Origin of the sequence: Chryseobacterium pennae (assembly GCF_003385515.1) — a bacterium.
In the GTDB taxonomy this organism is placed as follows: Bacteria; Bacteroidota; Bacteroidia; order Flavobacteriales; family Weeksellaceae; genus Chryseobacterium; species Chryseobacterium pennae.
On sequence record NZ_QNVT01000004.1, the window covers coordinates 97,776 to 112,626 of the forward strand.

Annotated in this window: 14 protein-coding genes; 5 read left to right on the forward strand and 9 right to left on the reverse strand. The window is 35.6% G+C overall.

Annotated elements, in window-relative coordinates; translation table 11 throughout:
* The first annotated feature begins 43 nt into the window (after positions 1–43).
* The 5 genes from DRF65_RS06200 (at position 44) to DRF65_RS06220 (ending at position 5,117) form a co-directional block, all read left to right on the forward strand.
* Positions 44–1,192, forward strand: coding sequence for a glycosyltransferase (locus tag DRF65_RS06200; RefSeq protein WP_115969816.1), 1,149 nt, complete (start codon positions 44–46; stop codon positions 1,190–1,192).
* On the forward strand, positions 1,189–2,433 hold the full coding sequence (locus DRF65_RS06205; RefSeq protein WP_165852182.1) for an oligosaccharide flippase family protein: 1,245 nt from the start codon (positions 1,189–1,191) through the stop codon (positions 2,431–2,433). The genes DRF65_RS06200 and DRF65_RS06205 overlap by 4 nt, the downstream gene beginning before the upstream one ends.
* Positions 2,434–2,461: 28 nt before the next feature.
* Positions 2,462–2,983, forward strand: a complete 522-nt coding sequence (locus DRF65_RS06210) for a hypothetical protein (protein WP_115969820.1) — start codon at positions 2,462–2,464, stop codon at positions 2,981–2,983.
* Positions 2,984–3,046: 63 nt separating this feature from the next.
* Positions 3,047–4,315 (forward strand): serine--tRNA ligase, encoded by a 1,269-nt coding sequence (gene serS, locus DRF65_RS06215; RefSeq protein WP_115969822.1) that lies wholly within the window; start codon positions 3,047–3,049, stop codon positions 4,313–4,315.
* 193 nt (positions 4,316–4,508) lie between these two features.
* Entirely contained in the window at positions 4,509–5,117 is a 609-nt protein-coding gene (locus tag DRF65_RS06220) for a hypothetical protein (protein ID WP_115969824.1), read from the forward strand.
* A 99-nt stretch (positions 5,118–5,216) separates the two neighbouring features.
* On the opposite strand, the gene DRF65_RS06225 is transcribed toward DRF65_RS06220, so the two are convergent.
* The 9 genes from DRF65_RS06225 to DRF65_RS06265 all read right to left on the reverse strand — a co-directional run bounded on the left by DRF65_RS06225 (position 5,217) and on the right by DRF65_RS06265 (position 14,798).
* Positions 5,217–5,960, reverse strand: a complete 744-nt coding sequence (locus DRF65_RS06225; RefSeq protein ID WP_115969826.1) for a hypothetical protein — start codon at positions 5,958–5,960, stop codon at positions 5,217–5,219.
* Between the two features lie 19 nt (positions 5,961–5,979).
* Positions 5,980–6,705, reverse strand: coding sequence for a sulfite exporter TauE/SafE family protein (locus DRF65_RS06230; RefSeq protein ID WP_115969828.1), 726 nt, complete (start codon positions 6,703–6,705; stop codon positions 5,980–5,982).
* On the reverse strand, positions 6,696–7,148 hold the full coding sequence (locus tag DRF65_RS06235) for a FixH family protein (RefSeq protein ID WP_115969830.1): 453 nt from the start codon (positions 7,146–7,148) through the stop codon (positions 6,696–6,698). The genes DRF65_RS06230 and DRF65_RS06235 overlap by 10 nt, the downstream gene beginning before the upstream one ends.
* A gap of 9 nt (positions 7,149–7,157) precedes the next feature.
* Positions 7,158–8,612, reverse strand: a complete 1,455-nt coding sequence (gene ccoG, locus DRF65_RS06240; protein ID WP_115969832.1) for a cytochrome c oxidase accessory protein CcoG — start codon at positions 8,610–8,612, stop codon at positions 7,158–7,160.
* A 95-nt stretch (positions 8,613–8,707) separates the two neighbouring features.
* On the reverse strand, positions 8,708–9,589 hold the full coding sequence (locus DRF65_RS06245; protein ID WP_115969834.1) for a cbb3-type cytochrome c oxidase N-terminal domain-containing protein: 882 nt from the start codon (positions 9,587–9,589) through the stop codon (positions 8,708–8,710).
* A 10-nt stretch (positions 9,590–9,599) separates the two neighbouring features.
* Positions 9,600–9,800 carry a cbb3-type cytochrome oxidase subunit 3 gene (locus DRF65_RS06250; protein WP_045501410.1) on the reverse strand — a complete coding sequence of 67 codons (201 nt, stop codon included), beginning with the start codon at positions 9,798–9,800 and terminating at the stop codon, positions 9,600–9,602.
* Positions 9,801–9,818: 18 nt separating this feature from the next.
* On the reverse strand, positions 9,819–12,080 hold the full coding sequence (gene ccoN / locus DRF65_RS06255; protein WP_115969836.1) for a cytochrome-c oxidase, cbb3-type subunit I: 2,262 nt from the start codon (positions 12,078–12,080) through the stop codon (positions 9,819–9,821).
* A 41-nt stretch (positions 12,081–12,121) separates the two neighbouring features.
* Positions 12,122–12,310 carry a cbb3-type cytochrome oxidase assembly protein CcoS gene (ccoS, locus tag DRF65_RS06260; RefSeq protein WP_115969837.1) on the reverse strand — a complete coding sequence of 63 codons (189 nt, stop codon included), beginning with the start codon at positions 12,308–12,310 and terminating at the stop codon, positions 12,122–12,124.
* 109 nt (positions 12,311–12,419) lie between these two features.
* Entirely contained in the window at positions 12,420–14,798 is a 2,379-nt protein-coding gene (locus DRF65_RS06265; RefSeq protein WP_115969839.1) for a heavy metal translocating P-type ATPase, read from the reverse strand.
* Between the last annotated feature and the right edge of the window lie 53 nt (positions 14,799–14,851).

Sequence of the window (14,851 nt, forward strand, 5' to 3'; positions counted from 1 at the left end):
GATTACATTTAATGATCAAACAAAGATACAACTAAATAAAATTTTGGAAAGAAAAAGAATACTCTTCATCTCATCATGGTTTCCTAATAAAATAGAGCCTACCAACGGCAATTTTGTGCAAAGACACGCGGAAGCTGTTTCATTATCATGTGATGTTGAAATATTGCATGCAATCGGTAATTTTGAGCAGGAAGAGCAGTATGTTTATGATGACCGGGTCATTAATAATATCAGAACCTTAATTATTTATTATAAAAATTCAAAAAACCCGGTTCAGAATTTTGTAAGACGAATGAGAGCCTACTTAAAAGGCTTTGCAAAAGTGAGCAGACCTGATTTGGTTCATGCCAATGTTCTGCACAACAATATGCTTTTTGCAGTTTATCTGAAAAAGAAATATAAAATTCCATTCGTTGTTACGGAACACTGGACGGCTTTGCAAAAACAGAATCTATCCAAAACATCTGATAGTATTAAAAGGATCGCCAAGTATATTGCAAAAAATGCAGAATATATTTTACCGGTAAGCTATAATTTGAAAGACAGCTTGAAACAGTTAGGAATTACTACTTCAATGAAAGTGATTTCAAATGTTGTGGATACTGATGTTTTTACCATTAAACCTAAAACAGGAATAGCTGATCATGTGAAATTTCTCCATGTATCAAGTTTAATTCCCCGGAAAAGGCCTCAGGATATTATCAGGGCTGTTCATTTATTACACCAAAATGGCTTTCCGGTAAGTTTGGAAATAGGAGGTGATGGCGATTCTGAATCTTTGGATGCTTTGGTTAAAAATTTAGAGGCTGAAAAATATATCAATGTTTTTGATGCCATAAGCTATGCTGAAGTTGCTGAGAAAATGCAAAATTCTGATTACTTTATCTTATTCAGTGAAAATGAAACCCAGGGATGTGTTATTCTGGAATCGTATGCGTGTGGAAAGCCTGTAATTTCAACCCTGGTTGGAGGAGCTGCCGAATTTATTATAGAAGGCTTGGGGGTAGGAGTTGAAAAAGATAATACAGATCAGCTTTATCAGGTCTTGGAGAAAATATGCAGAAAGGGATATGCTTTTAAAAGTGAATCTGAGATCAGAGGCTTTTCTGTAGACAGATATTCCCGAAAGGCTATTGCTGAGCAGTTTACAGAAGTTTATAATGAAGTTCTTTCTAAAAACAAATTATCGTGAAAAGCCTGCAGGATTTTTTAAGGAATTTTTTCAGCAATAGTGGGCATCATGTTTTCTTTTCCTTCCTTATTGCGAAGGTCTGTAGTTTTCTGGGATCGTTGTTGATTATCAAGCTGTTGCCTGAGAGTGAATTTGGGGTTTTAAGTATTGTTCTCTCCGTTGTTACGATTTTTACACCGTTTACAGGATTTGGAAGCAGTCAGAGTTTAATGAGGTTTGGATCCATATCATTGGATAAAGATGAGAAACTGAAAATCTCATCTTACTTTTTTTTCAAAGGGATCCTGTTTGAGCTGATCCTTATTATCCTGTTTTTATCTGTTTCTGTTTTCTATTTTAATAAATATGAAGATATCTTTATGATCTTCCTGTTTTGTGCTGTAAGACTTGGTGGATTTTATTTTCTGAATCATATTCAGGTTTTTTATCGGATTACAGGTCGAAATCAGACATTTGCAAAAATCAATAATGTCGTTAATATTGGTGGGTTGCTGTTGGTTTTGTTTCTGACTTATTTTTTTAAATTTTACGGTTATCTGATAGCCATCAGTATTACGCCGTATTTATCGTTATTATGGCTAAAGAAAGATATATATTCCCATCGGGATGTTATATCCGGAAATTATAAAGAGATGTGGAGATATGGGATATTTACAGCAATGACTTCCCTTACTTCCGATGCTCTGTATTCACTGGATATTTTACTACTAGGCTTTATGCTGAATGAAAATGCAGTAGCTAATTACAGGATCGCGATTCTTATCCCTTCTAACATTATTTTCCTGGCCACCAGTTTTCTGCAAAGTGATTTTCCAGTGCTTTCCAAGAATTTTAAGGATAAAAAGTTCCTTAAATCCTATGTTGTTAATTTTAATAAGTTCTTTTTCCCGATTTGTCTGGGAATACTTGTTTTCTTTTATGTATTCAAAAAGTATATTATTATTCTGTTCTTCGGGGAAACTTATGTGGAGAATACAACATTATTAATGATCTTATCAATAGGTTTTACGTTGGGAATGCTTACCAGAAACCTCTATGGCAATCTTTTACCGGCAGTAGGAAAAATTGAAATTAATACGTGGCTCAGTATAGGTTCTTTACTATTTCTGGCTGTGCTCGCCTATATACTGGTTCCCGTTTATGGTGTGATCGGGATGGGAATTGCAATGACTGCCACACTGCTTATTTCAGGGCTAGGCTATCTGTTTTTTTTCTTTTCCTATTTAAGGAAATTGCCTTAATGATAAAATCTTTTTTATCTTTGTTAGAATGAAAAATATCTTTCTTTATATCTTATTGATAAGCTTTACGGTTGTCAGTTGTGGAAGTGATGAGGAATCTTTACAAAGGATTGATCAGGTTCTTAATATCTATGTAAAAGATACTAACCAACAGGACCTTTTGAACGGTAAGAAAGCGGGTTCCTATACTGGATATTCAGTAAATGATGTGTTTGGAAGCAAGGATATTTCTCCGGTAACCATTTCTTTGAGAATGAGAACAGATTCTGTATTTTATATGGAGTATATTGGAGGAGCGAAAAGAAGAAAACTGGATTCTACAGGACCTGCCAATCCGGGAAGTGGAAATGCCTATGTTTCTAAAATGGCAATTACTTTTACGAAAACAGTAAATAATACTGTGGAAAGAACCGTTGACCAGTTGGAAATTCATTATCGTAAGAGTCCAACATTATTTCAGGTTTCAGAGGTTTTATACAATGGGAAATCAGAATTTTCCAAAGAAGCTGATGCTCCTACTTCGATAAATAACGTAACTATCACAAAATAGTTTTAAATTTGTAAAATTGTTAGCCTATATTAGGCTAAATTTAATATCTAACATCTAAATAAAATGTTACAAGTCAATTTTTTACGCGACAACAAAGAACGCGTTTTAGAAGGTCTTAAAAAAAGACAATTCAAGAATCTTGAGTTGGTAGACAATGCTATTGCTACTGACGAAGAAAGAAAAAGAATCCAATTTGAATTAGATTCCCAGCTTTCCGAGATCAATAAAATCTCCAAGGAAATTGGACTTTTAATGAAGGAAGGAAAGAAAGAAGAAGCGGAATCAGCAAAATCTAAAACAGCACAGTACAAAGAGTCGAGTTCAGAATTGAAATCTCAGTTGGAAGTAAAAGAAACTGAATTATTGAACATTCTTTACCAACTTCCCAACATTCCGAATGAATTGGTGAAAAGTGGTTCTTCTGCTGAGGATAATGAGAATATTTTCCAGTCTCATACTGTAGAAGGTCTAGGTGAAGGAGCTATTCCTCACTGGGAACTGGCTAAAAAATACAACCTGATTGATTTTGAATTGGGTGTAAAAATCGCTGGAGCAGGATTTCCTGTTTATTTAGGAAAAGGAGCAAGGTTACAAAGAGCCTTGGTTCAGTATTTCCTGGATAAAAACGTTGAGAAAGGATATACAGAAGTAAACCCACCTCACGTAGTGAATGAAGCTTCAGGTTTTGGGACCGGACAGTTACCTGACAAAGAGGGACAAATGTACTATATCAATGAAGATAAATTATACCTGATTCCTACAGCGGAAGTTCCGGTAACGAATCTTTACCGCGATGTATTACTGGATGAAAAAGATCTTCCGATTAAACATACAGCCTTCTCTCAGTGCTACAGAAGAGAAGCTGGTAGTTATGGAGCTCACGTAAGAGGTCTGAACCGTCTTCACCAGTTTGAAAAAGTAGAAATCGTAAGAATTGAAAAACCAGAAAACTCTTATGCTGTTTTAGAAGAAATGGTTGAGCATATCAAGGAAATTCTTACAGATCTTGAACTTCCATTCAGAGTATTAAGACTTTGTGGTGGTGATACAGGTTTTGCTGCTGCGATGACATATGACTTTGAAGTATGGAGTGCTGCGCAGGAAATGTGGCTGGAAGTAAGTTCTGTTTCAAACTTTGAAACTTTCCAGGCTAACAGATTAAAATGCCGTTACAAAGCAGATGATAAATCTCAATTGGTACACACACTGAACGGATCTGCAATGGCATTGCCAAGAATAATGGCCGCTTTATTGGAGAACAATCAGACTGCAGAAGGAATTAAACTTCCTAAAAAGATTGCTGAGTATGCAAGATTTGATATCATCAACTAGAATATTTTACATATAAACAGATCCCCTTTCAGTACTGAAAGGGGATTTTTATTTGTTGAGAGTTTCTTTATTTTTTATATATTCGTGATAAGTCTTGCAGAAAATGTGAACAGAAATAGGCATATACTGACCATTTTATTTGCGAATATTATGATAAAAGAAAATATACTTTGTAACTGTAATCTCTATACTAATGAATGGTTTACTTAAAATTATAGCCGTATTATCTCTGCTTTCACTGATAAGCTGTAAAAATTATTATTATTTCAAAGGACAGGAAAATGTGGAGACTGATCATCCGGACAAGTATAGTAAATTTGTTTTGACCTTTGATAATGGAAATCAGCATATACCATTCTATACTTATGGAGATTATCAGTTTAAAAAAATAGATAAGCAGTATATCTTTTTTAAAAATCCTGAAATGCATAAGCTGCTGCATGATAAGCTTCCTCAAATGAATGGAGAGCAATTTCTATTCATGTATACTAACCAACCTACATTTTCAAATATTTTAGGCTTTTTTTATAAAGATATGAGCATTGAGGACGTTAAAAAATTATATACGGCAGTCCAACATAGAGAAGATGAAACGCAACTTTTTTCCCGATATAATTTTGGGAAATTTCAAGTTTATGATTTCTACAAAACGATACAGGGGGGAGTTGTAAGATTTATATCTGTCAATAACCCTGACTATTCTAAAGATCCGGATTATAAATGGTTTAACAGAGAAATTAACACTGTTTTTTTTGATATTAATCGTTCTTTATGGGATGGTTATGTTGATCCTATTAATTAATATGATTGGATTATCAATGTCTTGAAACTAATACTTCAGATCATTTTTCGGGCTGTGCTTTAATAAATATCCCACCGTAATTCGGTGGGATAAGTTATTTTATTCAGTGACGATAACGATCTTTTTATCTGTATTTTTCAATTTTGCATCCTTATCATTCATCGCTTTCAAGTCATATACTATCCTTACCGAATAGTCGTCAATCTGTTTCAGCCAGTCATGTTTTCCGGTGATCGATTTTATTTTATTTTCAAACTTTAAAGTCGTTCCGATATTTTTGAAAAACATCATCATCATCCCCTCCATTTTTTCTGTTTGTTCATCTGAACCTTTAGATTTAAGTACCTCTTCAATATTTTTAAGATTAAAAAAATCTGTGTTAATGGTCAGCGTTTTGCCATCCCAGATATTGAGTACATTTTGATCAAAGGGTAGCTTTTCGCCTTTATTGAAGTTTTTAATTATTTCATAATCATTGGGAGTGAAATGATCCATTTTAAAGGAAAATCCTGCAGGGATAGCATTTTTATCATCTTTTGTGGATTTTAAAAAGACTTTTTTCAGTATTCTGATAGTATCCTGATTTTCAGTTTTCAGTTTTCCTTCTTTCTTTATAAGATCATACATACTTGTCCAGACTGTTGGAAATCGATCTATATCCTTAAATTTTTCCTGTTTCAATGAATCAGGAGTCATAGCTTGCATTTCTGCCATAAATTCTCTGGTATCCACATCAGTAATCATAGATGTAGCTGAGTCTTTATGATAGAGTACTTCAGTATTGATGCTGCAGGATTGTAATGTAAACAGACTTATTAAAAATAAGACGATCGTTTTCTTCATGGTATAGTATAAATTCTAATTAGTGGCAGTTAACGGCTTCATTAGGATCTTTGGAAATAGTCATTGATTCTGCTTTCGGAGAAACATAAGGAATACCTAGTTCCAAGCCTCTGAGAATGAAAAGCCCGCCCAAAATAATCATGATAACAGGAACTGCTTTTAAAATTTTTGCTCTAAAAGCCTGATTCATGAGATTTCCGGCCAGAACGACAGCAAACATGAACGGAAGGGTTCCCAGACCAAATAAAGCCATATATAAGGCTCCCTGCCATATTCCTCCTCCTGCAAGACTTGCTGTAAGAGCCATATAAACCATCCCGCATGGTAAAAACCCGTTGAGAATACCTGTAGTAAATCTTGAACGGTAATCCGCCTTTTGGAGTATCTTTCCTAAATTTGATTTTACCGAATATAAAAATTTGGACAGGAATGGTATTTTTGAAGCAAAATCCTTTCCACCAAATGAAAATAAAGCCATAACAATTAACAGGACACCAGCTATGATAGTCAGATATTTCTGGAATCCTGCCATCTCAAATCCCTGTCCTATAATTCCAAGAAGTGCGCCTAATAATGAATAGGTAAAGATCCTTCCGAACTGATAGGTAAGGTTCTGAAGATAAAAATTGGCAGCCTGTTTTTTGGTTAATCCCATCGATAAAGCAATAGGACCGCACATTCCGATGCAATGAAAACCGGAAGCAAAGCCTAAGGCAATAGCCGATACCACAAGTCCTATTTCCATATTACATCATAATCCATTCTATAGTCTGTTTTGTCCTTCGTCCAACTTAGTCTTAAAGTATAATTACCCATTTTCAGTACCTGTGCAGGGATAATGAAAGTGTGGTTGGCATCAAGTTCTACAGATTTTTTGATATCTAAATTCTGGTCGTCGGTTCTGTTTAAAACAAATTTAACCGTAGTGTCAGAGTTATTATAATTTTGTGGGAATGTGATTTTAATTCCATTGGTATCCTGTGAGTATACAGGTTTTTCCTGGAGCTCATCCGCTCTTTTTTTAGAATCAATTACATCCTGATATTGTAGCTCTTCTTCATAATAATTATCGGTTACCATTTCTGAGTTTTTCTGCCCGTTCGGGAAAAGAAACATCATGGATAATATAAAAACTATGAATGCAAATAATGCAATTACAACACCGTGTCCCCAACTAAAGTTCTTCATTTTGTCTAATTAAAATTGTAATTTGAATGGTCCTTCAAAATAAGTCTGATAAGAATCTACGAGTTTACCTTTCATATCATAAACCCCGATTGTAATATTCTGCTTAGAAAGCTTCATTTCATCTTCAGGGAAGCTTATATTGATAGTTCCTTTGGTAATTTTATCTCTGTCTACCTGAATTTTACTTGATGCACTGTAAGTGATTTCACCATGTGCAGGATTCATTACTTTGATGGTAACGATTTTCTTATCATTGGTTTTATTCAGGAATGTATAATTATAAGTATTGATAATCTTTCCTTCTTTTACAAAGAATGTACTACCTGCCGGTTTAATGAATTTAGCTTCCATTTCACCACGGCTGTACAACAGGTATCCTAAAAATCCTACCAGAAGGAATAAGAATATACTGAATCCTTTCATTCTTCCGGTAAACTTGAATTGAGTTTCTTTCTCAATTTCATTTTCAGAAGCATATCTTACCAGGCCTTTTGGAAGACCTACCTTTTCCATAACCTCGTCACAGGCATCAATACATGCGGTACAGTTGATGCATTCCAGCTGCTGTCCGTCTCTGATGTCAATTCCGGTAGGGCATACCACCACACACTGATGACAGTCAATACAGTCTCCTTTACCTGCTGCTTTTCTGTCTTCTCCTTTTCTCCATTTTGATCTGTTTTCCCCTCTTTTGAAGTCATAGAAAACGTTGATCGTATCTTTATCAATTAAAACTCCCTGAAGTCTGCCGTATGGACAAACCAATGTACATACCTGTTCTCTGAACCACGCAAATACAAAATAAAATGCAGCAGTAAGGAGAATCATTACAATGAAATTGGTAGGATGGGTAAACGGGCCTTCAGAAACAATTCTGAATACTTGCTCATACCCCACAATATACATAAACATAAAGTGGGTGATGATGAGTGAAATAATAATATAAACAGACCACTTTAAAGTTCTTTTCCAGATCTTCTCGCTGTTCCACTCCTGTCTGTCCAGCTTCATTTGCCTGTTTCGGTCACCTTCAATCAGATATTCGATTTTACGGAAGATGGATTCCATAAAAATTGTCTGAGGGCAAATCCACCCGCAGAAAATTCTTCCGAATGCAATCGTAAAAACGATAATAAATATTAAAGATGCGATGGCACCCAAAGTAAGGATAAAAAAGTCCTGTGGATAGAAAGGCTGTCCAAAAATGAAAAACTCTCTGTCTATTACATTGAATAATAGTAATGGATTACCATTGATTTTAATGAATGGTAATGAAAAATAAATAATTAATAAAAGATAGCTTACAATGTTTCTATAGTTGGTATATTTTCCTTTTGGTTTTCTTGGAAATACCCATCTTCTTTTACCGGATTGCTCCATTGTCCCGATAGAATCTCTGTAAGTCTCAGGGTCCAGAACCTGTCCCTGTCCGCCGCGTACTTCTATTTCTTCTATGTCTGACATATTGTAATGTGTTTAAAAAAGAAAAAACATAATTCGTTACTATTTTTAAGGTAATAACAAATTATGTTTTTTTCATATGTTTCTAATTTTCTAAATTATTCTTTTTCCCAGTGCGCTTCAGTTCCTTGAGGAGCAGCTCCTCCCTGAGCCTGAGTTACTGGTGGTAATTCCTGGTTGATGTGATATACATAGGCTGCAATTTTTTCAATTTCAGCTCCAGAAACTTCTCCGTTTTTACCAAATGCTCTCATCGCAGGGTTAGTAGGAGAACCATTCCAGTCCATATGGAATACGTTTTTGAATAACGTCTTCTCAGGCATGTTGATCCAGTGGTTATCCGTTAAGTTCGGACCAATACCTCCACTACCGTCTTCTTTGTGACAAGATGCACAGTTTGTTTTGAATAATTCTTTACCTTCTGCAATATTATCAGCTGAATATTTAGCTGTTTCAATCGTTACAGGAGGTTGGGTTGCTTCATAAGCTGCAATACTCGCCAATTGCTCTTTATATTCTTTTTCATATTCGCTTAATGGGTGAGCGAAATCTGTAAATGAATAGGCTGCAATATATACAATACAAAAAGCAGTCCCAAAATAGAATAAACCTACCCACCATTTTGGTAATTGGTTATCCAGCTCCATAATTCCATCGAAACCATGGTCAATAAGGATATCTTTTTCTTCTGTATCAGACTGCTTTTTGAAGGCCGCTTCATACATTCTTTTGAAGAAAGGGATTTTCTTTTCAGCTAAATAAGCCGCTTTCTCTTCCGGAGATAATTTTTTGAATTTGTTATTTTCAATCAAATCTCCAATAGCACTGTGGATAAAGGCAAGGATACCAGCTATCACAACAGTTCCCCAGAAGTAAGGCGAAGCTAGGAACGCGTAGCTCTGCACAAACAAATAATAAAAAACTATTAAAAGTCCAATTATTATCAAGATGTTTACAACAACAGGTGTTCTTTGTTTCATAAAAAATAGTTTAATTTTTTAAATTAAAATCATCGTCTTCATCCTCTCCAAGGGGAGCTTCTTCTTCCTCTTTGTAATATTTCTTAGGTTTGCTAAAAACATAAATTACCAGAGCAACGAAGAACAGCATAAAGAAAATCAGAGCCAGTGTCTGGTAGAAGCCAGCATTTTCTGTATTGGATAATATATCTTTAAAATTCTGAGGAATCATACTGATCTTTTAATGTTTTTAGTTATTACTTGCTGTTTTAATTTCAGTTGTTTTAATATCTGTTCCTAATCTCTGAAGATAAGAAATAAGAGCAATAATTTCTTTTTTCTCTAATTCTCCCTGAGGTCTCTTAGCATAAGCCTCTTTCAAGTCATTTGCTTCAGAGAAGATATCTTTTACAATTTTCTTAGCCTGGTTGTCTGCCCATGCATTTGCAGAATCAATTTGAGGTTTTGTATAAGGTACATCAAACGTATTCTTCATAAGCTTTAATTTGTCTACCATTTTAGATCTGTCTAAATCAGTAGCAATTAACCAAGGATAACGAGGCATGATAGAACCTGCAGAAGTAGATCTTGGGTTATACATGTGTTTGTAGTGCCAAGAACTTGGGTTTTTACCTCCTTCTCTATGTAAATCCGGTCCGGTTCTCTTAGAACCCCACAGGAATGGTCTGTCATATACGAATTCCCCAGCTTTAGAGTACTGTCCGTTTTTACCGTTGAATCTTGTAATCTCATCTCTGAACGGTCTGATCATCTGAGAGTGACAAGCGTTACAACCTTCACGGATATAGATATCTCTACCTTCAAGTTCAAGCGGAGAATAAGGCTTCACAGCTGAAATGGTAGGTACACTTTTCTTAAGAGATAGAGTAGGAATAATTTCTACCATACTTCCTATTGAAATTGTACATAATGATAATACTGTTAATAATAACGGCATTCTTTCCAGCCAAAGGTGGAATCCTTCTCCTTCTTTACGTTTGTTTCCGATGTTTGCTAATGCAGGTGCTTCAGCAGGAACTTCTTTCTGGAATGATCCTTTTCTTACCGTAGCAATAACGTTAACAATCATTAGGATAGCTCCTGAAATATAGAATATACCTCCTAAGAATCTCATTTTGAAGTAAGGAATGATCGCCGTTACAGTATCCAACCAGTTTTTCCATAATAATGTTCCATCCGGGTTGAATTGCTTCCACATTAATCCTTGTGTGAATCCAGAAATATACATTGGTACTGCATAGAAAATAATTCCTAATGTCCCTAACCAGAAATGCCAGTTAGCTAATTTTACAGACCAGATTTTTGTTCTCCACATGATTGGTACCAAATAATAGATAACCCCAAATGCCATGAAACCATTCCATCCAAGAGCTCCTAAGTGTACGTGACCGATAACCCAGTCTGTAAAGTGACCAATTTTGTTAATGTTTTTAGTTGCTAAAAGCGGACCTTCAAACGTTGCCATACCATAACAGGTAACAGCTACTACGAAGAACTTAAGGATAGGATTTTCTCTTACTTTATCCCAAGCTCCTCTTAAGGTAAGAAGACCATTTAACATTCCTCCCCATGATGGTGCGATAAGCATGATCGAGAAACCAGTTCCTACTGCCTGTGCCCATGCCGGAAGAGCGGTATACTGAAGGTGGTGAGGACCAGCCCAGATATATACGAAGATTAGTGACCAAAAGTGAATAATAGACAGTTTGTATGAGAATACAGGTCTGTCTGCAGCTTTTGGTAAGAAGTAATACATTAAACCTAGAACCGGAGTTGTCAATACGAATGCCACTGCATTGTGACCATACCACCATTGTACGATGGCATCTTTTGCTCCCGCATATGCAGAATAAGATTTCCAGCCAGAGAAAGATAATGGAACTTCAAGGTTGTTGAAGATGTGAAGCATTGCTACTGCTACCCAGGTTCCAAGATAGAACCAAATAGCAACATAAAGGTGTCTTACTCTTCTCTTTGAAATAGTGAGAATCATGTTTGCTCCGAAAATGATCCATGAGAATGCAATCAGAATATCGATCGGCCACTCATGTTCAGCATATTCTTTAGATGTATTAATACCCATAAAGAATGTAATGAACGTAGCAACAATCATAAATTGCCATGTCCAGAAGTGAATCCAAGATAATGTATCACTGTACATTCTTGTCTTCAATAATCTTTGCGTAGAGTAGTATACCCCTACATAAACAATATTACACACGAACGCAAAGATCACGGTGTTGGTGTGCAACATTCTGATTCTACCAAAACCAAACGCTCCATGAGTGTTTATTAACCCTTGAATATTACCCGATGCCAAACTATTAATGGTTGTATCATCTGTACCGAATAAGAATTCAGGTAATTCTGGGTAGAAAAGCATTAATGCCGCCGTAAGCCCGAACGTAAATCCTATGAAACCAAAGATAATGGTCGCATAGAGGAACGCACGGACAATACTATTGTCATAACTAAACTTTTGTGTTTCCATATCAACTATTCACTATTTTTCTCAATTTTTATTATTTTCTCCTATTTCTTTTCGTCTTTATCCTTGTTGCCAGTTTCATTTTTTTCTTTGACTTCATCATCGAAAAGAATTCTAACAGCCGGAGATTCATCATCTTCGAACTGTCCTTTTCTGGCATACACTATAAATACGACCAGGAAGATCGCAGCTAAAGAAACACTGCAGACGATCATTAAATATAGAATATCCATTGGACAACAAAATTAACCTATTTTCGGGGTTCAAATTTAGTGAAAAATAATGACATTCATCACGAAATGCCGATTTCAGCTAATTTAAAATCAGTCTAAATAAGGGCGTTTAAGCCTGTTTTTTGAAGTATTTGCGACCCAGTATCCATGTTGAAACTGTTGTAAATGTAACTACCGTAATAGAACTTACAGGCATGATGATAGCTGCAAAAAGCGGATGCATGTGTCCTGTAACTGCGTAACTTAACCCAACGATGTTGTAAAGAAAACTGATTATAAATGTCATTTTCACAATCGTAATAGAACCCTTACAAACGTTCAGGTAGTTGTCTAAAGTAACTACTTTTTCACCGTTCATGATCACATCGGAAGATGGTGTAAAGCTGTTGGTATCATCAGCAATAGCAATTCCTACATTACTTTGTTTTAATGCTCCGGCATCATTCAGTCCATCACCAAGCATGGCTACTTTCATGTGCTGATCCTGAAGGTTTTTGATGTAATTCAGTTTGTCTTCGGGGCTTTGGTTAAAGGCCATTCCTTTGTAGTTTGGAATAAGCTCTTTAAGCTGGGTTTCCTCTGAGGAGTTATCTCCACTTAGGATAAATATTTTGTAGTGGGTGAGTTTGTTAAATAAGTCTTTAAGTCTTGGTCTGTATTCATTCTTAAAGATAAATTTTCCTAAAAATTCGTCGTTTTTGCTGATATAAACAGCGGTTTCAAGATTCTTGGGCTCTTGGTTGTTATAACGTGCAGAGCCGATCTTATAAGCGTTTCCTCTAATGTTGGCAACATATCCTTTTCCTGAAATTTCCTGGAAGTTTTCAACCGGGAAATAATTGTCATTAAACTCAATGTATTCATAAAGAGATTTAGACAGCGGGTGGTTTGAGTTCTTTAATAAGGTTTTGATATTCAGTTGATCGAATTCATTGATTTCGGTTCCTTCGTATCTGATGTTTGATTTTTTCCGGTGAGTAATAGTTCCTGTTTTATCAAAAACAATCGTATCTAATTTTGCGATTTTTTCAATCGTTAAAGTATCTTTTACGTAAAACTTATTTCGGCCTAAAATTCTCATAATGTGTCCGAAAGTAAATGGTGCGGATAATGCAAGTGCACAAGGGCATGCAATAATCAGAATGGCTGAAATAACCTGGAACATCTTCTCTAAATCAATGAACGACCAGTAAATTCCGGAAACAAGAGCGATGCCTAAAATAATGAATGTGAAATATTTACTGATGTTGTTGGTCAGAGTGTCAAGACCTGTTTCGTGTTTCTTGAAAGCTTCTTTATTCCAAAGTTGGGTAAGGTAACTTTGATCTACATTCTTAATAACCTCCAGTTCTAAAGAGGATCCTATTTGTTTACCACCTGCGAAAATTTTATCACCTGGCTGTTTGCTGATGCTTTCGCTTTCTCCGGTAATGAAGCTGTTGTCAATATTTCCTTCTCCGTTGATAAGAATAGCATCTACCGGAATGATTTCCTGGTTTCTAACTAAAATTCTGTCACCTACTTTTACTTCAGAAAGAAGAATGTTGTCCTGTTTTCCTTCGAAGTCTACTTTTGTTACGGCGATAGGATAGAATGATTTGTAGTCTCTGTCATATGAAAGAGCACTATAGGTTCTCTTCTGGAAAAGTTTACCCATCAGCATGAAAAACAGAAGCCCGCAAAGGGTGTCGAAGTACCCGGGACCATAATCTGTTGCCACTTCGTAGATGCTTCTTCCGAAAAGAACCAATATTCCTAAGACAATAGGGACGTCAATGTTGACGATTTTATTTTTTAATCCGTACCATGCGGATTTGTAATAGTCTGAAGCGGAATAAAACACAACCGGACAGGCCAGTAAGAACATCAGAACTCTGAAAAGTCCTTTATAATGTTCCATCCAATAGTCTTCACCTCCTACATATTCGGGGAATGCTAAAAACATCCCGTTTCCAAAAGCAAAACCTGCAATGGCGAATTTTACAAGAAGCGATTTGTCAAGATGATCAACGTTTTTTTCAGCAGTTTCAAGGCTGATAACAGGTTTATATCCTAAATTGGTTAAGAAATTAGCTAGTTCGCTTAATTTCAGATCTTTGTGGTTGAATGAAATCTGTAGGGTCTTTCTTGTGAAGTTAACCTGGGAATATTTGATATAAGGATTCAGGGTATGAAGGCTTTCCAGTAACCAGATGCAAGAAGAACAATGTATTACAGGGATTTTGAAAGTGACAAGACTGGTGTTTCCTTCAGAAAAATCGGTCACTTTCTCGAAAATTTCAGGAGTGTCTAAATAGTCGAACTGGGTAGAATTTTCATCATTTGGACGAATTCCTGCCCCTTTATTAAGTTCATAGAAATTACTTAAATTATTCGTATTCAGAATTTCATAAACAGACTTACAGCCATTGCAGCAGAAAATCTTTTCATCAAACAAAATTCTCTCTTTTTCTATACCTTGACCACAATGAAAACAGTTCTCGCTCACCTCCCTAAAATATTGAACTACAAAATTATAACAATTTTTTTTGTTTATCGAGT